The organism is Paenibacillus ferrarius, from assembly GCF_002027705.1.
Taxonomy (GTDB): domain Bacteria; phylum Bacillota; class Bacilli; order Paenibacillales; family NBRC-103111; genus Paenibacillus_E; species Paenibacillus_E ferrarius.
In genome coordinates this window covers 31,022-53,385 of record NZ_MBTG01000020.1, presented here as the reverse complement: position 1 = coordinate 53,385, position 22,364 = coordinate 31,022, and the positions used below count along the sequence as shown (strand labels likewise).

The 22,364-nt window shown below is 47.9% G+C and carries 18 protein-coding genes; 15 read left to right on the top strand and 3 right to left on the bottom strand.

The genetic code is table 11. The features are described 5' to 3' along the window. Nucleotides 1-6 precede the first annotated feature (6 nt). From melA to BC351_RS21285, 6 genes are all read left to right on the top strand, one after another. The gene (gene melA / locus BC351_RS21310; protein WP_079414793.1) at nucleotides 7-1,329 is read left to right on the top strand and encodes an alpha-galactosidase; all 1,323 of its coding nucleotides are present in this window, start codon (nucleotides 7-9) and stop codon (nucleotides 1,327-1,329) included. 178 nt (nucleotides 1,330-1,507) lie between these two features. Further along, nucleotides 1,508-2,848: an ABC transporter substrate-binding protein gene (locus tag BC351_RS21305; protein ID WP_079414792.1), complete on the top strand. Its 1,341-nt coding sequence runs from the start codon at nucleotides 1,508-1,510 to the stop codon at nucleotides 2,846-2,848. A gap of 69 nt (nucleotides 2,849-2,917) precedes the next feature. Continuing rightward, nucleotides 2,918-3,856: a carbohydrate ABC transporter permease gene (locus BC351_RS21300; protein WP_079414791.1), complete on the top strand. Its 939-nt coding sequence runs from the start codon at nucleotides 2,918-2,920 to the stop codon at nucleotides 3,854-3,856. Further along, nucleotides 3,856-4,668, top strand: coding sequence for a carbohydrate ABC transporter permease (locus BC351_RS21295; RefSeq protein WP_079414790.1), 813 nt, complete (start codon nucleotides 3,856-3,858; stop codon nucleotides 4,666-4,668). Before BC351_RS21300 ends, BC351_RS21295 begins: the two co-directional genes overlap by 1 nt. A 12-nt stretch (nucleotides 4,669-4,680) precedes the next feature. Further along, a complete protein-coding gene (locus BC351_RS21290) occupies nucleotides 4,681-6,438 on the top strand; it encodes a cache domain-containing sensor histidine kinase (protein ID WP_079414789.1) in 1,758 nt (585 codons plus the stop codon). Further along, nucleotides 6,435-7,931, top strand: coding sequence for a response regulator (locus BC351_RS21285; protein ID WP_079414787.1), 1,497 nt, complete (start codon nucleotides 6,435-6,437; stop codon nucleotides 7,929-7,931). The genes BC351_RS21290 and BC351_RS21285 overlap by 4 nt, the downstream gene beginning before the upstream one ends. On the opposite strand, the gene BC351_RS21280 is transcribed toward BC351_RS21285, so the two are convergent. After that, nucleotides 7,932-8,825, bottom strand: coding sequence for a helix-turn-helix transcriptional regulator (locus tag BC351_RS21280; RefSeq protein WP_158082180.1), 894 nt, complete (start codon nucleotides 8,823-8,825; stop codon nucleotides 7,932-7,934). Between the two features lie 165 nt (nucleotides 8,826-8,990). Between BC351_RS21280 and BC351_RS21275 the strand changes: the two genes are divergently transcribed. Both BC351_RS21275 and hpaB read left to right on the top strand, forming a co-directional pair. Continuing rightward, nucleotides 8,991-10,817, top strand: coding sequence for an APC family permease (locus BC351_RS21275; RefSeq protein ID WP_079414784.1), 1,827 nt, complete (start codon nucleotides 8,991-8,993; stop codon nucleotides 10,815-10,817). Nucleotides 10,818-10,935: 118 nt separating this feature from the next. Beyond that, on the top strand, nucleotides 10,936-12,384 hold the full coding sequence (gene hpaB, locus BC351_RS21270) for a 4-hydroxyphenylacetate 3-monooxygenase, oxygenase component (protein ID WP_079414782.1): 1,449 nt from the start codon (nucleotides 10,936-10,938) through the stop codon (nucleotides 12,382-12,384). A 46-nt stretch (nucleotides 12,385-12,430) separates the two neighbouring features. Here hpaB and BC351_RS42955 read toward each other — a convergent pair whose 3' ends face one another. After that, complete coding sequence (locus BC351_RS42955) at nucleotides 12,431-12,697, bottom strand: hypothetical protein (protein WP_208629813.1); 267 nt, start codon at nucleotides 12,695-12,697, stop codon at nucleotides 12,431-12,433. A 568-nt stretch (nucleotides 12,698-13,265) separates the two neighbouring features. Further along, nucleotides 13,266-13,985 carry a hypothetical protein gene (locus BC351_RS21260; RefSeq protein ID WP_079414779.1) on the bottom strand — a complete coding sequence of 240 codons (720 nt, stop codon included), beginning with the start codon at nucleotides 13,983-13,985 and terminating at the stop codon, nucleotides 13,266-13,268. A gap of 384 nt (nucleotides 13,986-14,369) precedes the next feature. Here BC351_RS21260 and BC351_RS21255 point away from each other — a divergent pair, with 384 nt between their 5' ends. The 7 genes from BC351_RS21255 (at nucleotide 14,370) to BC351_RS21225 (ending at nucleotide 22,364) form a co-directional block, all read left to right on the top strand. Next, nucleotides 14,370-14,837, top strand: a complete 468-nt coding sequence (locus BC351_RS21255; RefSeq protein ID WP_079414777.1) for a hypothetical protein — start codon at nucleotides 14,370-14,372, stop codon at nucleotides 14,835-14,837. 180 nt (nucleotides 14,838-15,017) lie between these two features. Next, nucleotides 15,018-15,419 (top strand): hypothetical protein, encoded by a 402-nt coding sequence (locus BC351_RS21250; RefSeq protein ID WP_244209124.1) that lies wholly within the window; start codon nucleotides 15,018-15,020, stop codon nucleotides 15,417-15,419. A gap of 110 nt (nucleotides 15,420-15,529) precedes the next feature. Further along, a complete protein-coding gene (locus tag BC351_RS44390) occupies nucleotides 15,530-15,607 on the top strand; it encodes a potassium-transporting ATPase subunit F (RefSeq protein ID WP_079414868.1) in 78 nt (25 codons plus the stop codon). A 47-nt stretch (nucleotides 15,608-15,654) separates the two neighbouring features. Next, on the top strand, nucleotides 15,655-17,325 hold the full coding sequence (gene kdpA, locus BC351_RS21240) for a potassium-transporting ATPase subunit KdpA (protein WP_079414867.1): 1,671 nt from the start codon (nucleotides 15,655-15,657) through the stop codon (nucleotides 17,323-17,325). Between the two features lie 30 nt (nucleotides 17,326-17,355). Next, on the top strand, nucleotides 17,356-19,398 hold the full coding sequence (kdpB, locus tag BC351_RS21235; RefSeq protein WP_079414776.1) for a potassium-transporting ATPase subunit KdpB: 2,043 nt from the start codon (nucleotides 17,356-17,358) through the stop codon (nucleotides 19,396-19,398). A 28-nt stretch (nucleotides 19,399-19,426) separates the two neighbouring features. Further along, the gene (gene kdpC, locus BC351_RS21230; protein WP_079414775.1) at nucleotides 19,427-19,990 is read left to right on the top strand and encodes a potassium-transporting ATPase subunit KdpC; all 564 of its coding nucleotides are present in this window, start codon (nucleotides 19,427-19,429) and stop codon (nucleotides 19,988-19,990) included. 73 nt (nucleotides 19,991-20,063) lie between these two features. Further along, nucleotides 20,064-22,364, top strand: a complete 2,301-nt coding sequence (locus BC351_RS21225) for a histidine kinase (RefSeq protein WP_079414774.1) — start codon at nucleotides 20,064-20,066, stop codon at nucleotides 22,362-22,364.

Genomic DNA, 22,364 nt, shown 5'->3' with positions numbered 1-22,364 from the left:
GACCCTATGAAGAAGATTGCGTTTATTGGCGCAGGCAGCCTGGTCTTTACCAAAAATTTGGTTCGCGATTTGCTCACATTTCCAGCCTTTGAAGACTGCACGATTGCGTTGATGGATATAAATCCGGAACGACTGGCTTTTGCCAAGACCGCTGTGGATAACCTTATTGCTGCCGGAGCGTACCAAGCTCAAGTAGAAGCAACGACTGATCGGGCGGAAGCGCTGACAGGTGCTCACGGAGTCGTCTGCACGATTCTGGTTGGCGATCTGGCAATTTGGCGCACGGATATTGAGATTCCGAAGAAATATGGCGTCGATATCAATATCGGCGACACCCGCGGTCCGGCCGGCATATTTCGCTTTCTGCGCACCGTACCTGTGATGCTGGATATTTGCCGGGATATTGAGCGCTATTGCCCTGAAGCGATCTTCCTGAATTATTCGAATCCGATGGCCATGCTCGTCCGCGCGATGCAAAGTGAAAGCAAAGTCCAGGTAACGGGCTTGTGCCATAGCGTTCAAGGAACGGCGGCTATGCTCGCCGGCTGGATTGGCGCTCCCATGGAAGAGATCACCTACCGGTGCGCAGGGATTAATCATCAAGCCTTCTATTTGGATTACAAATGGAAGGGGAAAGACGCCTACCCTCTGATCAGAGAGGCGGTTGCGAAACGACCTGAGATCTACAATGAGGAACAGGTCCGCAATGAAATGTTTCTACATTTGGACTATTATGTGACAGAATCCAGCGGTCATAATTCGGAGTATAATGCTTGGTTCCGGAAACGCCCGGATTTGATTGAGAAATATTGTACCCATGGTACTGGTTGGAATCCCGGCCGTTATGGCGAAATCATTACGTATGCCGAGAAGCTGAACGGGAATTGGCATGAGCAGATGGAGGCATGGCGGGATAGCCCGATAGACCTTCAGCGGGGCGAGGAATATGCCTCCTATATTTTCAACGCAACGATTGGCGATGGGACTTTATTTGAATTCAACGGCAATGTGCGGAACTTCGGTCTTATTGACAATGTACCGGAAGGCTGCTGTGTGGAGGTGCCGGTGCTTGCTTCTAAGGGAGGTCTAAGCCCGATTCACGTCGGCGCACTCCCTGACCAATTGGCTGTGCTTGTGAATACAAGCGCACGCTGTGAGGAGCTGGCGGTTCAAGGGGCGCTTACGGGAGACCCACGCTGCATTTTTCACGCGATTTGCTTTGACCCTCTAACTTCCGCAGTGCTCAGTCTAGCCGAAATTAAGGCAATGGTCGACGAGATGTTCGCAGCTAATCAGGCATGGCTTCCCCAATTCAAGCAGCTCTCGTAAGCATAAGCAGGTCGTTGTCAGCGTGAAGGTCCTCGCATAAAAAATAGCGCTTCCAGCGTAGATTTACTACACTTGTAAGCGCAACCAAACCTGATATGATTAGAATGTGATACAAAATGTATAGTTAAATACAGTCAGTATCATCACGTCGATTCATGAAAAGGGAGGATTCGTGCACATGAAAAAAACATTTTTAAGTGTTATGGCCGTGATCTTAACAATCTCTATTGTCCTTATGGGTTGTTCCAGCAGACCAAGTTCAGGGACGACGACGACAGACAACAAAGGCAATACGAGCACGGCGGCACCAACAACAGCAGCGACAACTACGACACCTGATGCGAAACCGAGTGGGGATAAATTAAAGCTAACTGTCTACAGCACCATTACAGAGCTGCCGAATCAAGAAATGATGAAAGGCATCGCTGCTGATTTTACAAAAGAAAATCCGAACATTGCCGTTGAATTTCAATTCCCAGGTGCGGAATACGAGAATATTCTGAAGGTTAAAATGGCGGCTAATGATTTGCCGGACGTCTTCGATACGCATGGCTGGGCCATTATCCGTTATGGCAAATATTTGGCCGATCTGCGCGACGAGCCTTGGGCCAAAGATATGACGGACACGATTAAGCCGGTCGTTACGGATAAAGACGGTAAAGTCGAAGCGCTCGTTATGAGCGAAGCGAAGGACGGCATTTCCTATAATGCGGAAATTCTTGAAAAGTACAGCATTCAACCGCCCAAAACATTCGATGAACTGATGGCGGCTGCCGAGAAAATCAAAACCTCCAGCAACAATGCCGTGACACCGTTCTTCATGTCTGGCGTGGATAATGGGATGATCGGCGGCTTCTCCGACCTCTATGCGACCTCTATGTACATCAGCCCGGCAACGAATGATGCCAAAACACTGCTCGACGGTACGTTCGACTGGAACAAATGGACACCGCTTGCGCAAAAGCTGCAAGATATGAACAAAAAAGGCTACATCAACAAAGATGTGCTGACAGCCAAATACAGCGATATGCCTCAGCTGTTCGCTCAAGGCAAGGTAGCCTTCGTCTTCGGAGCGCCGTCCTTCGCAGATGAAGTCTACAAATATAATAAAAATGCCAAAATCGGCATTGCGCCTTTAACGTCTATGGTGGATGGCGACAGCCAATCCTTCTCCGGCGGTGAGCGCTACACGATGGGCGCTTGGAAAGACGGCAAGCATTTGGCGGAATCCAAGAAACTGATCGCCTTCTTTGCGAAGCCGGACAATATGTCCAAGATCGCCAATGCGACGAAGCTGCCTTCCGGGCTGAAAAATATTGCGTCCAAACATGAATTTTCGGAGTACTACAAACAATTTGAGAATGTTCGCGTATTCCCTTATTTTGACCGGGTGTACCTGCCGAACGGGATGTGGGATGTCATGTGCAAAACAGGTGTGGCTCTATTAGCCGGTACCGTTTCTCCACAGCAATTCTCCGATAAAATGAAATCCGAATATTTACGTCTGCGCAATCAGTAATAGCAAGATGAGGGAGGGTGACAGCCACCCTCCTTTTCTTCCTATTCGACGAAGGAGGATGGTGTTCACATGGCGGAACCAAGGACTGTGCTGGCACAGGCTAAGCTGGAACGAAAGTCAACGACGGTAATGGGGCGTATGATTCGCAATGGGGCTTTATTGAATTTGCTCTATATTCCGGCGCTGCTCTTATTTTTCATTTTTATTTTTTATCCGTTTTTCAAAGGCATTAAAATTTCGTTTACCAATTGGGATGGGTACAATCAAGGCTATAAGTGGATCGGCTTCGAAAACTATAAACGGATGTTTCAGGATCCAGAAATTCTCAAAGTCATCCGAAATACGGCTATCTATGGCATCGGCAGCGCCGTTTTTCAAAATATCATTGGATTGCTCTACGCCTTATTCTTAAATATGAACATTCGAACCCGAGGACTCGTCCGTACGGTCATCTATTTGCCAGTCATTATCAGTTCGTTGATTATGGGGTATATTTGGTACTTTTTCTTCCAGTATCAAGGCGGGGCGATCAATGACATTATTCTCTTGTTCACCGATCAGCCGTCCAATTTATTGGGAGATCCGAACCTCAACGTTTGGATTATTACCTTCGTCAATACGTATCAGTATTTGGGGATTGCAATGGTGTTATATTTGGCGGGGCTGCAGTCGATTCCCAAGGATTATTATGAAGCCGCAACGATTGATGGAGCGGGAGCTGTCAAGCGGTTCCTCCATGTGACATGGCCGCTCATCGCGCCTGCTTTTACCGTCAGCATGGTGCTTAATCTGATTGGCGGCCTGAAACTATTCGACGTGATTGTCGCTTTGACCAACAGTGGTCCGGGTTATGCCTCGGCTTCGTTATCTTCCATTATGTACTTGCTTTATTTCGGTCGCGAGGATGCCGGATATGCCGCAACGATCGGTATTCTAATGTTTATTATGATCTCCATCGTAAGTATCTCAGCCCTCTTATTCCTGAGAAAAAGGGAGGTCAATGCCTAATGACAAAGAAGACGTGGCTCACTATCTTTTCCCTGCTTATCTGCTTGATCCACATCCTGCCTTTCTATATTCTCATCACGACGTCGCTCAAAGCGTTCGATGATGTCAGCTCCAAATGGATGATGCCTGGCTACTTCTATATCGACAATTTCAGAGATGCCTGGCGGGAAGCTCATCTGGGAGATGCGTTCCGCAGCAATTTTATCGTGACGATCATCTCGGTTATCTTGATTGTCGTCATCGGCTCTATTGCGGCCTATCCGCTTGCTCGGCGCCAGACGACGTGGAACAAATTCATCTATGCTGTTTTCGTATCTGCTTTGATCGTTCCCCCATTGACTATTTTGGTGCCATTGTATAAGTTTATGGTAGATATTGGCGGGATGAATCAATATTGGGGCATCATTCTGCTGTTCATTACCTTTAATCTGCCGATGACGATTTTCTTGTACACCGGCTTCATTAGTACGATTCCTCGGGATTTGGACGAAGCTGCGATGATTGATGGGGCGGGGCGGTTTCAATTGTTTTTCACGGTCATTTTGCCCTTGCTTAAGCCGGTAACGGCGACGGTTATTATTTTGTCGGGTGTCGCCGTATGGAACGATTACCAGTTCTCGATCTTCTTCCTGCAAAAGCCGGAAATGCGGACGATTACGGTAGCGCTTTCTACCTTCTTCGGTCAATACACGAGCAATGTCGGTTGGGTCGCAGCCGGCTCCTTCATGGGAGCGATTCCGATGACGATTGTGTATTTATTTTTGCAGCGGTACTTCGTTTCCGGGCTTGCTTCTGGGGCCATTAAAGGTTAGCTGTGGATAACTTTGGGAGGGGATACCATCAGGCAATCCATTCGACTGCGCTTATCACTGCTCTTTTTCATCACGATTGTGATCCCGATTGTCGGTATTGTGACTCAGCTGCCCTCCTATTATCTTCATCTGATCAAAGAACAGGAGTCCTCTCTGCTGGAGGGGACTTTGACGGCTCTAACGTTTGATATTCAAACGTATCTGGACGACTTGGAACGCATGACGGTTACCCCGTATTTGAACAACGAGGTTATGCGCGCTTTGAAGCTGAAATCCACGTCGCAGTGGAATCAGTTAACGCCATTCGAGCAGTATGAAGCGGAAGAAATGCTCAATAAAACGCTGCCGAATTATTTGAAAAATATGCGCAAAGACATACTGGGAACCATTCTTCTGCCGATGGATGGTTCTGTTTATATTACACCGCCCAACAGCTACTCGGATCAAGTGGTCAAAGGCTTTCCGTTTGCGGAGCAGATCTGGTATCAGAAGGCGGTCAAGGCAGATGGGAACGTAGCTTTCACAGGTGTCCATCAACAGAACTATTTAAATCTTGCAGGCACCGAGGTGTTCTCTGTCGCTCGCCTCATCAAGGACCCTGATTCCAGCCGTCCGCTGGGCATCATTATGGCGGATGCCGATTCGGTGCTTTTGGATCAAATGATGAAGGGCATCCGGCTCAGTGCTGGGGCTATCGTGGTTATTCTTGACGATAATCAGCAGTTAATCTACGCGAATCATCCAATTTCCCCGGAGCTGCAGCAGCAGGTCGCCTCGGGCAGTCATACCGTGACAGCGGCGGATGCATCCTACTCGGTCGTCCGCGAAACGATCAGCCGCTCCAAATGGTCGATTGCCATTCTCTCGCCAGAGGCGTTCCTCCAAGCCCATTTGCAGGGCGTGTATTGGCTGGGATTTGCTTTCGCAGCGAGCGGTCTGCTGATCGCGCTCTTCCTGTATTTCACGGTATCCCATTGGATCGTGACTCCTTTTAAGCAGATGATTCAAGTGATGAAAAGGGTGCAGCGCGGAGATCTAACAACCGCCTATCACGTCAAAGGCAACGATGAAATTTCGCAGTTAGGCATGAATCTGAATACGATGATTTCGAAGCTCGGAGAGCTGATTGATCGGGAATATAAGGCCGTGCTAGGCAAACGAAATGCCGAATATCGGGCGCTGCAATCGCAGATTCAGCCTCATTTTCTATATAATACGCTGAATGGCTTTATTGGGCTGAATCGTACGGGACAAAGCATGCAGCTCGAACGCGCTATTCTCTCTTTGAGCGGCATGCTGCGATACACGCTAGAGCATAATGACTGGGCCCAACTGCAGGAGGAAATTGAATTTATCAATAAGTATTGCAGTCTGCAAAGGGTTCGTTTCGCGGAAAGGATGCAGGTGCATATCAGCTGCGATCCCAACGCGCTTTCAATCCGAATTCCCAAGCTGCTGCTGCAGCCGATCGTGGAGAATGCCATTATTCATGGGATTGAGCCGTGTGATCATGTATGTGAGCTGCGCATGGATATTCACTTTCAGCCGATGATGGATAACGGTCAGGAGGAAGGAGTTGTCCTTATCGAAATCAGTGATAACGGTGTAGGTTATGACTCGGCGGCAGCGCGAGAGGGTTTGGGGATTCGCAATGTTAGAGAGCGCTTACAGTTATCTTTCGAGGGCGCTTCTATGGTGCTTAGCAGTAAGCAGAATGAGGGAACGACGGTCCTGATCCTTATTCCTCTAAAGGATGTGAAGCGAGCATGAAATTTATCATTGCAGATGATGAGCATCTGATTAGGGCTAGTATCCGAATTATGATTCAGGAAGTAGAGACCTCATGGGATCTTGTGGGGGAAGCATCCAATGGAGAAGAATTGCTGGAACTGGTCCAAGAACATAAGCCAAGTGTAGCGATTATTGATATTCGCATGCCGAGGATGAGTGGCCTTGAGGCCATGCGCCTGGGGAAAATTATTTCTCCATGTACAAAGTGGATTATTCTGAGCGGCTACTCAGACTTCAGCTACGCGCAGGAGGCTGTGAAGCTGGGGGCGTCCGAATATTTGCTGAAGCCCATCAATCCGGTTGAATTAGAGCGTGCCTTGACGAATACGGCAAAGGATAACAAAGAGTTCATCCGCATGCTGAATCAGCAATTTGAGAATAGCTTGTTTGCACTCTGTAATGGGCTCACGTCTCTGAAATTCGAGGAACTGGACAGCGTCTTCATACAAGGCTGGTTTGTTGGCGCGATTTGTTTGTTTGATACCACGATGACGGGAAGAGCACTGTCGGACCTGATGTGTGTCTTCTATGATGAGCTGCGCTTGCGAATGAACCGCCAGCTTGTATACGGCATGAATTTCGCAGTCGTTTCGCTGCCAAGTGGCGATATGGCCGCAATCGGTTCTTGGGATCCATCGAAAGGCGTAGACTGTAGGGATCAGATGCAGCACTTCTTCGGCGCGTTGGATGAGCTTGCTCAGAGCTACCAGCGGGAGGGAACGGCCGTTACGATCTTGCAGACCAGGGATTGCCACGGCTTTGAGTCGTTAAATATGCAGCTAGTTCAGCTTGGGCAATGGAGTCATCTTCGTGTTATCTGCGGAATTGGGCGGCGTGTGGGTTATGAGGAATTGGAAGCAGAAGCGAGCGTTCCAGCGAAAGTTAAAGTCAGCCAACTGTTCTGCTCGATCAAGCACCATCTGCATTTCAGAGCTTACTTGAATTACCAGACGGCTGTTGGTGAAATGGAAATATTGTTTCAGCAGGATCAACGGCTGACTATGGATCAAACCAAACAGGCGGTTCAGCTATTTATGCAGCATGCTCTTGGCATTCGGATGACAGGACCCTCCTCTGAAGATGAGGTTATCCATGAGCTGCGAAGCTTAGGGGAGCTTCGGCTGCTTGAAATTAAGCCAAGAGAGCCGGTCACGGCTGATTTCATTGAACATGTCGTCCAGTATATCGAGCAGCATTATATGGATGATGTCGGGATTGGCCAAATTGCCCATCAACTGAACGTTTCCGCCAACTATTTAAGCACGCAGTTTCATAAAAAAACAGGAACACCGTTTGTGAAATATTTGACGAATATCCGCATGCTGAAAGCGAAGGAACTGCTGCTCAACACGAATTTGCAGGTGAAGCAAATCGCGGAGAAGGTGGGCTATTACAGCACGCGGCATTTCACCAAGCTGTTCGTAGAGAATTGCTCGAGCTATCCGTCCGACTTTCGCAAAAGTCAGGTGTAATTAAATCATTTGCGAGAATTTGCGGTACTGCTGCGCGGAAATGCCTTCCCACTTTTTGAACATCCGGCTGAAATAGTGAAAGTCCTCATAGCCGATTTCCATCGCGATGGCTTCGATTTTATCATCGGTTTCGCGAAGGAGCCGCTTGGCTTGCTGATGGCGAATGGATTGCAGATATTTATTGGGACTCATGCCCATACTATCTTTAAACAGCTTACTCATATAGTCTTCATGAACATTGATGAAAGCGGCCATCTCGACATTGGTCCACTTTCTTCGATAATGCGTTTTCAGTTCATGGGCTAAATGATGTAAGCTTTCTTGATATTTGGGGTGATGGACCCGGTTGGTTTCATCATGATGGCGGATTAGCAGCGTGAGCATTTGCAGCATAAGCCCATTGCAGATCATTTCGTAGCCTTGCTTCTGCTCATTCGTTTCCTGAATCATGGCCTCCATTAGCGAAACGATAGCCGGGGGCAGATGAATCGCATATCGGAAGGGCAGAATCGGGTTGCCTTCTATATAAGGCATCGCACAGAAGGATTCTTCATAGGGATTGCTCTCATCGACGACAAGCTCTTCCTGTTTCATGTGCAAATCATTGAAGAAATCGAAATGGATGCCTAGCAGCTGCACACAAGGCTCTGTCAGAATTTCAATTCTATGATGCACGCTGGCTGGCAGAAACAACAGATGTTCCGCGGGAACGAGGAAAGACTCGCCAAGCAAGGTCACTCGAATGTCCCCCTGCATGACATAGAGGAACTCATAATCATACATGCGTCGTGACCATTTGAACTGAGGCGTTCGCTGATGCATCTGTGCCCAATGCACGCTCGGAGACAGCTCCCGAAAAGTGGCATGCCGAATTGCAGGGAATCGATCGATCACTGTATTCACCATCCAACAGGTAGACTGATGTATCAAGTTGCATTTCCCATTTTATCACACATCCGATTGGTGTAAGGGGATAATTCTAAGGTCATTAATTTTTGGTTCCTTTTCTCATAAATGGGGTATTATTAAGGTGATCTTATTAAGGATGGCGGTGTTGATATGTGGTATGCATTAAAGAGGCTTTTAATCGGTCAGCCTTTAAAGTCTAACGAATTAGGGGAGCAAAAGCTGAATAAAACGAAGGCTTTAGCCATTCTCTCATCAGACGCTTTATCTTCGGTTGCCTATGGACCCGAACAAATACTCATTGTTTTGATTACCGTGAGCGCAGTAGCCTTCTGGTATACGATTCCGATTGCTGTTGGCGTACTCATTCTTTTGCTTGCGCTTATCTTGTCCTATCGTCAAATTATTTTCGCCTATCCGCATGGTGGCGGGGCGTATGTCGTATCGAAGGAAAATCTCGGTGTGAACGCAGGGTTGATTGCGGGAGGTTCCTTATTAGTCGATTATATCTTAACCGTTGCGGTCAGTATTTCCGCGGGGACGGATGCCATAACCTCAGCCTTCCCGCACCTGCATCCTTACAATGTCGAGATCGCTGTTATCCTCGTTGTGTTCATAACGATCTTGAATTTGCGGGGGATTACAGAATCAGCTTCCATACTGGCTTATCCGGTCTACTTGTTTATCTTGGCATTGATCATCTTAATTATCGTAGGCGTATACCACATCCTAATGGGAAATGTGGCACCGGATTTACATGCCTCTTTGGGTACTCCTGTTGCTGGTATTTCCTTATTTTTGCTACTAAAAGCCTTTGCGTCAGGGAGTTCCGCCTTAACCGGTGTCGAAGCGATCTCCAATGCAATTCCCAACTTTAAAGATCCCGGTCCGAATAATGCCTCCAAAACGCTAATGGCGATGGGGCTCTTGCTGGCGATTTTATTCTCGGGAATCGTCTATCTGGCTTATTATTACGGCATTGCTCCCAAAGCGCAGGAAACGGTTGTCTCTCAGATAGCTTCTCAGACGTTTGGGCGTAATGTGATGTATTATTTCATCCAGGGGACTACAGCCATGATCCTCGTGCTCGCCGCGAATACGGGCTATTCGGCATTCCCGCTGCTGGCTGTTAATTTGGCCAAAGATAAATTCATCGCAAGAATGTTCACCATTCGGGGAGACCGATTAGGTTATTCCAATGGGATCATTTTTCTGGCGGTAGCGTCCATCCTGCTGATCATCGCCTTCAAAGGGAAAACGGAACATCTGATCCCGCTGTACGCCGTTGGGGTATTCATTCCCTTTACGCTGGCTCAAACAGGAATGCTGGTCAAGTGGATACGTGAGAAGCCCAAAGGCTGGGTGCTGAAATTAACGGTTAATTTGGTTGGAGCCTTGATTAGCTTTACGGTTATGATGATTTTCTTTTTAACCAAATTCGGTCAGGTGTGGGCGGTCTTAATCTTCCTGCCTTTGATTGTGTTCATCTTCCATCGAATCAAAAAACATTATGAGGCTGTCGGCGAACAGCTGCGTATCACCACCTGTGAACCGACGATTCCTATCGAAGGCAATATCATGATCGTGCCTGTTGCGGGGATTACGCATGTTGTGGAAAATTCTTTGAATTATGCAAAATCGCTTTCACCGGACCAGATTATTGCCGTCTATGTTGCTTTTGATCGGGATGCGGAGAAGCAATTCGAAGAGAAATGGCAGACTTGGCAGCCGGATGTCCGATTAGTCACGCTCCATTCCCAGTATCGCAGCATTATTCATCCCTTGACGAAATTCATAGACACCGTTGAACATAAAGCGAATGAAGCCAATTTCCGGGTAACCGTCTTGATTCCGCAGTTTATTCCCAAGAAAAGCTGGCACAATATCCTCCATAACCAGTCCAGCTTGTTGATTCGCGCTTTCCTGCTGTATCGACGGAATCTAGTCGTAACGACAGTTCCTTACCATTTGAAAAAATAGCTGGAACGGACAGTCGACCAGTTTCTTCCATGAATTAGCTTCCTATTAGGCATTCGTTCATGCAAAGCAGCCTTGATTTGAATACAGTAACACAGTGAATCAAGGAGGCGAGTGTACAATGCCAGTGAAAAATGGAGGTCAGTATATTGAACGAATAAATAAGAATTTACCTGAGATCTGGTTAGCGGGTGAGCAGGTGAAGGGGGAGATATCGGAGCATAAAGCGTTCAAGGGGCTTATGACGACTCAATCAGCCATGTATGATATGCAGCTGGAGGACAAATTGAAAGCCAAAATGTCGTATGCTTCGCCGCTCACAGGAGATCCGGTCGGGCTATCCTTCTTGCAGCCTAAGACGAAGAAGGATCTTGCTGCAAGGAGAGAGATGATGCAGATTTGGGCGAATACGCATCACGGTTTTCTCGGCCGCGCCCCCGATTATATGAATACATCCCTAATGGCGTTCGCTTCCGCGGCAGGTTATCTTGAAGAGGAAAACCCGCAATATGCTTCGAATTTGAGACAGTACTATGCCTATTGCCGTGAAAATGACATCACGCTTTCGCATGTGTTTATCCAACCAAAGGCAAGCAGATGGCCGAGCTTTATGAAGTTTTTTGAAGAGCCGTCTGCCGCTCGTGTTATCGAAAAGAATAAAGATGGCATCGTGATCCGCGGAGCTTTTCTATTAGATACGCAAGGGGCCACCTCGGACGAAATTCTTGTGTATCCAACACCGCTTCCTTGTGAGGGGGATGAGGAGAATCCTTTTGTATTTGCATTTGCTGTGCCGAGCAACCTGCCTAAGGTCCGGTTCATCTGCCGGGAAAGCTTCGTAGGCGGAGAATCTACGTTTAATTATCCGCTAAGCTCCCGCTTTGAGGAGATGGATACGCTTGTCATCTTCGATGATGCGCTAGTCCCGTGGGATCGGGTCTTTATATGCGGGAATGAGGAGTTGGCGTACCGATTCTTCGACGAAAGCCGTTTCTTTACCCATGCCAGCACACAGATTATGTGCAAAAACATCGCCAAAACGGAGTTTCTGCTCGGAACTATTGAATCAATGGTCGAAGCCGCCGGACTGGAGAGACATGAGCATGTGGTTGAGAAGGTGACGGAGGTTATCATCGCCTTGGAAACGCTCAAGGCTCTGCAGCTTGCCGCCGAGAAGGGCGCGGCTCTCGATCGGTGGGGCAGCATGCTTCCCAATCGGAAGCCGCTGCTTGCCGCTAATGCGTATTTTCCGAAAATATATCCCCGTATGATTGAAATCATTCAGTTAATTGGCTCAAGCGGGCTTATCATGATCCCGGATGAGAAAGATTTCGACAGCGAAATCCATGGCCAATTGGATCGGTACTTGAAAGGCATAGGCCTGGATGCCAAAGAGAATGTGCAATTATCCAGGCTGGCGTGGGAGCTGAGCGTCAGCGCATTTGGCGGCAGACAGACGGTTTACGAGCGATTCTTCTTTGGGAATTCGCTCATCGTGAACAACCGCTTGTATCATGGGTACCAAGGCAGAGAAACGTTCAAGCAGCGGGTGCAAGATTTTCTGTCGTAAACCAACGCGGAGAGCTGGTATCGATGGTCTCTCAGCGCCGAGTGAATTAGTAAAAAAAGGGATTATCCCTTGAGGTGGGATAGCCCGAGTAGCCAAAGTAGCTCGAGTAGCTCAAGTAGCCCGAGTAGCCCAAGTAGCTCGAGTAGCTCAAGTAGCCCGAGTAACCGAAGTAGCCCGAGTAGTCAAAGTAGCTCAAGTAGCCCGAGTAGCCCGAGTAGCTCAAGTAGCCCGAGTAGTCCAGGTAGCCCGAGTAGTCAAAGTAGCTCAAGTAGTCGAAGTAGCCCGAGTAGCCCGAGTAGCTCAAGTAGCTCAAGAAGCCCAAATAGCCTAAGTAGCTCAAGTAGCCAAAATAGTTCAAGTAGCCCAAGTAGTCAAAGCAGTCTGAGTAGCTCCGAGTAGCTCAAGTAGCCCAAGTAGCCCAAGTAGCCTAAGTAGCTCAAGTAGCTCAAGTAGCCTGAGTAGCCCAAATAGCCTAAGTAGCTCAAGTAGCCCCCCGTTTATTTGGCCCTGGGTTCTTCATTGAAGTGAGGCACATTGTCGCTGATTCTGAAAGCCTGCCAAAGTGCAGGCTTTTTAAGCTTTTTCACCCAGAAATGAAGAAAAGGCCTTAAAAAGATGTATAATCGCAGGAATTTCACGATTTAGGTTATTTCAAGAACAAAAAGATGCATAATCGCAGGAATTTTACGATTTGAGTTATTCCAATTGCCAAAAACGCCAGACAGAGGTCCGGCAGGCGAGAAGTCCCCTACCAACTCGAGCGCAGGCCAAATTACACACAGGCTATATTGTGAAAGTACATGGTACTAAAATCAAAGCCAATGCGAATCGCATTGCCATCGTGTGGAGACGGATTTCGCGCTTCCTGCTGAGAGGATTGGCTAAAGTGAGTCTTGAGGTAGGTGGGCTTTCGCCTGGAGAAAGCCTCTTTTTCGTGCTATATCTTGGTGCTCTGCATGTCTTCGTGCTCTGCATGTCTTCGTGCTCTGCATGTCTTCGTGCTCTGCATGTCTTCGCGCTCTGCATGTCTTCGTGCTCTGGATGTCTTGGTGCTCTTGCATGTCTTGGTGCTCTTGCATGTCTTGGTGCTCTTGCATGTCTTGGTGCTCTTGCATGTCTTGGTGCTCTGCATGTACTCGTCCCATGAAAGCACGAAACTCCTCTTCCGTTTCACATACAGCTGTGTGTTCCAGCCATACAAAGAACTTCTTTTTCAGCACGGCTGAAGCATGAAGGGGGTAGGTATTCCGGGATTTGATGATATACAACCCTGGGGATGCTTCTTTCCAAGGTGATGTGAACATCGTTCGGATCGATAAGCGGCTGCGATGATTCCAATCTTCGTCGCTTTGTTTCTTGCGGATGGATTGATACATATTCATGAGGATATAGTGATTGGATACTTCGACCCATTGGCTGCAGCCGGATAGTTTCACATTCTCTAAGATTTCGGTTTTTTCGTTAGCGAACCAATAGCCGATAATCACAGGGAATTGATGCTCCTCTTCCAGCCATACAACACCAAACCATTCGTAAGCCAAATGGATCGGATTTAGCAGGTGGGGAACGATTCCTAAATAACATTGGCGAGAGGAAGCCATGGCATTATCTCCTTCTGACTGGTTTAAGGGTATTGCTCTCACATGCTTGAAATCATCGTAAAGGAGAACGGCATAAAAAGGGGGTAAAGAAACGAGAGCAACCTATAAAAATGAAATAAAAATGCTGAAAATGGGAGTAAACGGGAGAATCAACGAGTAAAATTAATGCAAATTTTATTTGGATGCGCTTCCATTCATTCAAATGCCTCGAAAAATAATAAATAGGATACTTCGCCACGTTTTACAACAATGGCTGAAAGGAGTAAGATTCGTCTCAACAACTTCACAGTTTGTTTCAAGGCGCTGCAAAGAAGCCTGAGGGTAGAGATTCTCTGCAATTAGGCTTTTTTTATTGTTCATATATTGAAGGAGAGTGAATTGATTATGTATCCCGAACCCCTGTCTGTACTCGATAAAGAGGAATGTACCACCAAACTTACTCAGGCGTGCAAGATCACCCGTATCGAATGTTTCCGATTTGACTGCGAACTGTCGGATCAGCTGCAGCCCGGTCATAGCAATGACTGCCATTGCGGTTTGCTGACGATTTCAACTAATCTCGGAACTAATGGTTTAGGGGAATTCGTCATTCCTTGCGAGAGCCTGAAAGGGGATTTCGTGCAATGGGCTATTGTATTCCAAAAGCTCAAAGGACTTACGCCTGAGGATGGTTTGGTGTACATTCATCAGAAAGAAGTGGCATGGGGAACGGTTCGGGCACATCTCATGAAATCCGTTTTGATGGATCTATTCGATAAGCTCGAACACTCGGCTGCAGGCAAAAAAGAACGAAGCTTCCCAGGGAACCGCACTTATTTATTCGACCATTCACAGACGTATATTTCTTTCTAGGATTTCTAAAAAGAGCACTTCCTCTGCGTATTTAGCGAGGAGGTGCTCTTTTTTTCATGAGCGGCTGCTGGGGAATCAGGCTGATTTTTATGTTTTTTTTATACGCTGGCTACTGATTCTTTACCTCATTTTTATACGGTTCGGCGTTACAATGATTCAGGAAAGGGGGCGGTGATCGACATGCAAAGCGATTTTTTGCTGATAGCTGCGCCAACCAAGGCAGGCGAGGACTTTATGAAGCTGGTGAAGCTGGCTGGCCTTCCTTTTATTGCTTTGACCAACAACAAGATGGAAAGACTCGAGCTGGAAAGGCAGGGAGTGAAGCAAATTATGCAAGTGGATACGTCGAAACCGGAAACCTTCTTCATTCCCGACTATCCGATCGGAACCGTCATTCTATTCGAGGAGAGCTTGCCGCTGTGCTGCAGGTATATCCAATTATGTCGAAGCCTGACATCCAGACCTATCTATGTGATTACGCAAAGCGTTAATCCCAGATTGATCTACAAAGGGCTGGGCGCGGACTATGTGATCTATTCTAAAAATGGTGATGTCAAATTTTTAATATCATCTCTAACTTGAAGGAGGTGCTCTATGTACAACGATGTGACAATACTCCTATTGATGGCAATACCGTTTTTAGCGTTTTGGGGATTTATCAAATTTTGTGAGAAAGCATAGGAGGCATTCATATGATTGTGATTGGATTACTTGCCAGTGCCCTCGTGGTGTATCTGGGTTTTGTCTTAGTGAAACCGGAGAAATTTTAATTATCAAATATGAACTTATGTAAGCAAGGGGAGAACCTACTATGGGTATGGGATTGTTGCAAGTAGTCGTCACACTGGGGATTATCATGCTTCTGGTGAAGCCAGTGGGGAATTACTTGGTGAAAGTTTTTGGATATGAAAAAAGTGGCCTTGATCGCATATTTGCTCCCTTTGAGCGTGTAACCTATCGCCTAATGGGTGTGAAAGAAGAAGAAGCGATGGGGTGGAAAAAGTATGCAGGAGCTGTACTTCTAGTCAATTTTGTCATGATGCTGCTCATGTATGCCGTGTTCCGGCTGCAGAAGTATTTGCCGCTTAATCCCGATGGGCTCGGTAATGTATCGCCAACGATCGCGTTCAATACAGCGACTTCCTTTATTACAAATACGAACTGGCAAGCCTACAGCGGTGAGAATACTCTGTCCTATCTCTCGCAGATGGTGGCGATTACGTTCCCGATGTTTACGTCGGCAGCAACCGGATTCGCAGTGGCGGTAGCTTTTATTCGCGGATTAATTGGCCGTCAAGACAATCTCGGAAACTTTTATGTGGATATGACCAGAGCTATTATACGGGTATTTCTGCCGCTAAGTTTCATTGTAGCTTTAGTTTTAGTCTTTCAAGGTGTACCGCAAACTTTGCTGGGAGCCGTTCAAGCGACAACGCTGGAAGGAGCCCAGCAAACGATAACGCGCGGCTTAGTTGCTTCTTTTGAATCCATTAAGCATATCGGCACCAATGGCGGCGGCTGGTTCGGTACGAACGCTGCGCATCCTTTTGAAAATCCAACACCAGTGACCAACTTCATCCACATTCTATGTATGATGCTGCTGCCTACCTCTCTGGTATACGCATTTGGGTTAATGATCAAGAATAAAAAGCAAGGCTGGACCGTATTTGCTGCCATGGGCATCATCTTCATGGTCATGCTCGCTACGGTGTTCTATGCCGAGTATAAAGGTGTGCCTGCCGTTGATGCCATGGGCGTGCACGGGAATATGGAAGGCAAGGAAGTTCGATTCGGACTCTCGGAAACGGCGCTTTTTGCAACAGTCACCACGGCAGCCACAACAGGCAGCGTAAATGCTATGCATGAATCGCTCACGCCGCTGGGAAGCATGGTTCCTATGGCAGAAATGATGCTGAACAATGTCTTTGGAGGCAAAGGGGTTGGCTTGCTGAATGGGCTGCTCTATCTGATTTTATCCGTATTCATATGTGGACTTATGGTCGGTCGAACGCCGGAATTTCTGGGCAAAAAGATCGAAGGCAAAGAAGTGAAATTAGCTGCAATCGCCATTCTGATGCATCCGCTCATTATTTTGGCACCAACAGCTTGGGCACTTTCCCGTCCTGAATCCGTCACTTCGATAGCGAATCAAGGTCTCCATGGACTTTCAGAAGTATTGTATGCTTTCACCTCAGGTGCAGCGAACAACGGGTCGGCATTTGGCGGCCTAAGTGCAGGCACGAATTTTTATGCGATTAGTATCGGTCTTGTCATGTTAGTAGGACGTTACATTTCGATTATTGCCATGCTGGCCATAGCAGGTTCACTGGCTGTCAAGCGGGTGGTTCCTGTGACAACGGGCACGCTGCGCACGAACACACCTTTATTTATGGGTATTTTAATCATGATTATTCTAGTTATCGGTGCTCTAACGTTCTTCCCAGCGCTGGCCTTGGGTCCGATTGCTGAACATTTGGCAGCGCGTTAAAGATAGACGTAGTAGAGAGGGAGGATTGGCATGGCTGTGGAACGTAAAAAAACACTAACAAAAGATATTTTAAATCAAGCGATCATAGATTCCTTTAAGAAATTAAACCCTTGGGTGATGATCAAAAATCCGGTGATGTTTGTCGTGGAGGTAGGAACGGTTATTACTTTCCTGCTTTCCTTTGTACCTGATTTATTTGGCGCGACGGAAGTAGGCAGGAGTTATAATATCGCGGTATTTCTGATTCTGCTCTTCACTTTGCTGTTTGCTAATTTCGCTGAAGCTTTGGCAGAAGGGCGAGGCAAAGCGCAGGCCGATTCGCTGCGGAAGACCAAGTCCGACACGATGGCTCGTGTTGTTCAAAAGGATGGTTCTTATAAAGAAGTATCTTCTACGACGCTTCGTAAGGGAGATATCGTTCGCATAGAAATAGGAGAAATAATCCCCTCTGATGGTGAAATCATTGAGGGTTTAGCATCTATAGATGAATCTGCCATTACGGGCGAATCAGCTCCGGTGATTAAGGAAGCAGGAGGTGACTTCTCCTCGGTTACAGGGGGAACACGGGTCGCCTCAGACTATATCGTGGTCAAAGTAACGACCGATCCCGGCGAATCTTTCTTGGACCGCATGATTGCGCTCGTCGAAGGCGCCAAACGGCAGAAAACGCCGAATGAAATTGCGTTAACGACGCTGCTTGCTGTGTTGACGCTTATCTTCTTAATCGTCATTATGACCATGGTCCCGATGGCACAGTATTTGAATGTTAAATTGGAGATTTCTACGCTGATCGCATTGCTGGTGTGTTTGATTCCGACGACCATCGGTGGGCTTTTATCCGCTATCGGTATTGCCGGTATGGATCGTGTGACCCAGTTCAATGTTCTTGCGATGTCAGGCAAGGCTGTTGAAGCTGCCGGGGATATTGACACGATGATTCTCGATAAAACAGGCACGATTACCTTCGGGAATCGGATGGCTTCAGAGTTTGTACCCGTGAATGGCGTACCAGCCAGAGATATTACTTTTGCAGCGCTGCAAGCATCCGTCAAAGATGAAACACCGGAGGGGCGCTCTATCGTAGAGCTTGCCAATAAGTTGGGTGAATCCTGGCCGGCTGGTGCCTATGAAGGGGCAGAAGTGGTGGAATTCTCAGCAGAGACGCGGATGTCTGGACTTAACCTGACAACAGGTCTGCAAATTCGCAAAGGTGCGGTCGATGCGATCAAAAAATACGCAGCCGCTTTGGGGGGCAAGATTCCTGCTGATCTAGAGACGATCACGAATCGAATTGCCAAAGCTGGCGGCACTCCGCTGGCTGTTGCGGTTAATGAACGAATTTACGGTGTTATTTACCTCAAGGATACGGTGAAACCGGGCTTAAAGGAACGATTTGCCGAGCTGCGTGCTATGGGGATCAAAACCGTCATGTGTACGGGGGATAACCCGTTAACAGCGGCAACGATTGCCCTTGAAGCAGGGGTAGACGAATTTATTGCCGAGGCAAAGCCGGAAGATAAAATCGCCGCGATTAAAAAAGAACAGCAGGAAGGCAAGCTGGTCGCGATGACCGGCGACGGAACGAATGATGCGCCAGCACTAGCCCAGGCTGATGTTGGCCTCGCGATGAATTCAGGCACGATGGCTGCGAAGGAAGCGGCCAATATGATTGATTTGGATTCCGATCCGACCAAGCTGCTCTCCGTCATTTCGATTGGCAAGCAATTGCTGATCACACGAGGCGCTTTAACAACGTTCTCAATTGCCAATGATATCGCCAAGTACTTCGCAATCATTCCAGCGATGTTCATTCTTGCCATGCCGCAGCTGCAATCTCTCAATATTATGAATCTGGCGTCGCCGGAATCGGCGATCTTATCCGCGCTGATTTTCAATGCGATTATCATCCCGCTGCTCATTCCTATTGCGATGAAGGGTGTGAAATACCGGGCGATGTCAGCGAATAGATTGTTGTCGCGCAATGTGCTGTTGTACGGTATTGGCGGTGTTGTGGTGCCGTTCATTGGCATTAAAATCATTGATATGGTCCTTCATGGGTTAAACATCGTATAAAGAGAAAGAGAAACGAGGAGATATCGTTATGAAATCGGTTTTTATAGCTATTCGTGTGTCGATCGTATTCATGATCGTCTGTGGGCTTATTTACCCACTTGCAACGACAGGCGTTGCTCAGGTGCTATTTTCTAAGCAGGCGAATGGAAGCCTCATTGAATCTGGCGGTACCGTGATCGGGTCGAAATTGCTGGCCCAAGGTTTTGAGTCACCGAAGCTGTTTCATCCTAGGGCTTCTGCAGCCAATTACGATCCAACCGCCTCGTCAGGCTCCAATATGGCAGTAGCTTCAAGCGATTATGCAGCAGCGATGGCAGAAAAGATTGATGCTTTGAAAAAGGAAAATCCAGCGCTAACGGATATCCCCGCTGATGTCGTGACGGTGTCTGGCTCCGGCTTCGATCCTGATTTGTCCCCGGAAGGGGCCAAAGCTCAAGTGCCTCGAATCAGCAAGGAAACCGGGATTGCGGAGCGCAGTCTCAATGACTTGGTGGATCGGTTCACCAAAACGCGTCAACTGGGCCTATTCGGAGAGCCAAGAGTCAATGTGACGGAATTAAATATGGAACTGCTTAAGCAAGTGAAATTGTAATCAGCAGACAACCACTCTCGTTCATAGAGAGTGGTTTCATGTCTTTTTAGGAAGAAGGGAGAAGGATGCTGTCTTGGAGGGCTTCAAAAGAAAAACACCGGAAGAGATTCTGTTATCGATCTCAAAGCTGCATCGCGGCAGCCTGAAGATCTATATCGGAGCCGTTAGCGGCTCAGGGAAGACCTACCATATGCTGCGGGAAGGACATAACCTCAAGCAGCAGGGAATCGACGTGGTGATCTGTGCGGTATCCACCCTGCAAAGGCCGGAAACGGTGGAGCAATTAGGAGATTTGGAAAGGGTCCCGAGCATTCATTGGATTAAAGACGGTGTTGAGCAAAAAGATCTGAATCTGGATGCACTAATCGAAAGAAACCCAGAGGTAGTTCTGGTAGACGGGTTAGCCCATTGTAATCGGGACGAAGCCCAATTTCCCTCCCGTTTGGATGATATTAAGTTCCTGCTTTCCCATGATATTAGTGTTATTACAACGGTAAATGTGTATGAGCTGGAAGAGGCGATGGAGCTCGCTCATAAGCTGACGGGGATTGAAATGGGACCCTGCGTGCCTTCGGATACGTTGGAGCTTGCGGATGAGGTGCGTTTAATAGACGCCACACCGGAAACGATTCTGAATCGATTGGAAGAAGGACACTTGAAAGGAAATCGGGATGCGGCCCTGTTCAAACGCGGGAATTTAGGCGTGCTTCGTGAGCTTGCCCTCCGCCTTGTCGCCGAGGATGTGAATGATTCACTGGAAGCACACCGTGAAGAGATGGGCTATCTGGGGCCATCCGGGGCAACGGAGCGCATCCTGGTAACGACGCAATATCACTGGAATGGCTCCATCTATGTGCGCAGAGGACAACAGATCGCGAAGCGGCTGAATGGCGATTTGCACGTGGTTACCTTGCGTAAATTCAATAAGCCGCTCACCAAAGAAGCAGCGACCTTTCGCCGGTCTATGATGAAGCTTGTGCAGAAAGTAGGCGCCAAATTCGAAGAGCTGCCGCTTCGCTGCCGCCGCAGCATTCCGCGCACGCTGGTCGATTACGCAATCTCCCATAAAGTAACACGTCTGGTCATGGGGCATTCCAGACAGTCGAAGTGGCAAACCTTGCTGCAAGGCTCCGTGATCAACGGGATCTTAAAAAGAACCCGAAATATCGACGTGTTTCTGGTTGCCGATCGCGCTTCTCAAGAGGGAGAACGAATCCTGCCTGCCCATATTCAGACGCAGAAAGAGCCTTACAAGTACAAACGGCTGAGCAAGCAGGAAGTGGATGCAAAAATCGAGAAAATTAAGCGCGGCAGATTCAAGGTTTATATCGGGGCTGCCCCGGGAGTCGGTAAAACCTATACCATGCTGCGGGAAGGAAATGATCTTCTCAGAAAGGGGATTGATGTCAAAGTCGGCTTGCTCGAAACGCATGGAAGAAAAGAAACCATCGCTCAGATTGGTGATCTTGCGGTGCTCCCGAGAGCAGAAATTGTGTATCAAGGGGTCAAATTGGAGGAGATGGACACTGCAGCCATTCTTCGCCAGCGGCCTGAAGTCGTTTTGGTTGATGAATTGGCTCATTCGAATGTGCCGGGGAGCAAGAACAAGAAGCGGTATGAAGATGTGCTCGACATCCTCGAAGCGGGTATTTCGGTCATTGCAACGGTGAATGTGCAGCACTTGGAAAGCTTGAATGATGCCGTCGAGCAAATTACCGGGATACGGGTGAGGGAGACGGTTCCGGACAGTATTCTCCGAACAGCGGATGAAGTCCAATTGATCGACGTTGCGCCCCAAGCCTTGCAGCTTCGCATGCGAGAAGGCAAGATATATGCGATGGTCAAAGTGGAGCAGGCGCTGAATAACTTCTTCAAAACGGGCAATTTGATCGCCTTGCGAGAATTGGCTTTGCGGGAAATTGCAGACGATGTGGATGAACGCTTAGAATCTATGGAGCGCAAAAGCTCTCTTCGCGGTCCTTGGAGACGCAAAGAAGTTATCTACGTCTGCATCACGGAAATTCCGCAAGCCGATCGCTTAATTCGCCGCGGCTTCCGCATTGCCCATCGCCTAAAAGCAGCATGGCATGTGAGTGTCATTGCCGCTCGCAGCGGCGAGGGATGGGAGCAGAAGCTCGATGTGATCGAGAAGCTGACTATGCGGCTGGGCGGCGAGTTTTCATTTCAGGAAGTGACGAATCGCAAACAGATTCCAGCTGTTTTTGCCGCGCAAGCCAGCCGCGCGGGTGCGACGCAAATTATTGTATGGAAAGATGCCATAACGAAAAAGCTTCTGCCGCTTGCGAATCACATGGACGTTCTCATTGTAGCCGGTTACGAGGCGTGGCAAATAGCTGGAAATAAGGTAAAATGA

What these genes read in the sequence shown, in the direction of transcription:
- BC351_RS21305 (WP_079414792.1), top strand. Translation starts at nt 1,508, where the DNA reads ATGAAAAAAACATTTTTAAGTGTTATGGCCGTGATCTTAACAATCTCT.
- BC351_RS21300 (WP_079414791.1), top strand. Translation starts at nt 2,918, where the DNA reads ATGGCGGAACCAAGGACTGTGCTGGCACAGGCTAAGCTGGAACGAAAG.
- BC351_RS21260 (WP_079414779.1), bottom strand. Translation starts at nt 13,985, where the DNA reads ATGGCTTCCTCTCGCCAATGTTATTTAGGAATCGTTCCCCACCTGCTA.
- melA (WP_079414793.1), top strand. Translation starts at nt 7, where the DNA reads ATGAAGAAGATTGCGTTTATTGGCGCAGGCAGCCTGGTCTTTACCAAA.
- BC351_RS21295 (WP_079414790.1), top strand. Translation starts at nt 3,856, where the DNA reads ATGACAAAGAAGACGTGGCTCACTATCTTTTCCCTGCTTATCTGCTTG.
- kdpA (WP_079414867.1), top strand. Translation starts at nt 15,655, where the DNA reads ATGGGATTGTTGCAAGTAGTCGTCACACTGGGGATTATCATGCTTCTG.
- kdpB (WP_079414776.1), top strand. Translation starts at nt 17,356, where the DNA reads ATGGCTGTGGAACGTAAAAAAACACTAACAAAAGATATTTTAAATCAA.
- BC351_RS21285 (WP_079414787.1), top strand. Translation starts at nt 6,435, where the DNA reads ATGAAATTTATCATTGCAGATGATGAGCATCTGATTAGGGCTAGTATC.
- hpaB (WP_079414782.1), top strand. Translation starts at nt 10,936, where the DNA reads ATGCCAGTGAAAAATGGAGGTCAGTATATTGAACGAATAAATAAGAAT.
- BC351_RS21275 (WP_079414784.1), top strand. Translation starts at nt 8,991, where the DNA reads ATGTGGTATGCATTAAAGAGGCTTTTAATCGGTCAGCCTTTAAAGTCT.
- BC351_RS21255 (WP_079414777.1), top strand. Translation starts at nt 14,370, where the DNA reads ATGTATCCCGAACCCCTGTCTGTACTCGATAAAGAGGAATGTACCACC.
- BC351_RS21250 (WP_244209124.1), top strand. Translation starts at nt 15,018, where the DNA reads ATGCAAAGCGATTTTTTGCTGATAGCTGCGCCAACCAAGGCAGGCGAG.
- BC351_RS44390 (WP_079414868.1), top strand. Translation starts at nt 15,530, where the DNA reads ATGATTGTGATTGGATTACTTGCCAGTGCCCTCGTGGTGTATCTGGGT.
- kdpC (WP_079414775.1), top strand. Translation starts at nt 19,427, where the DNA reads ATGAAATCGGTTTTTATAGCTATTCGTGTGTCGATCGTATTCATGATC.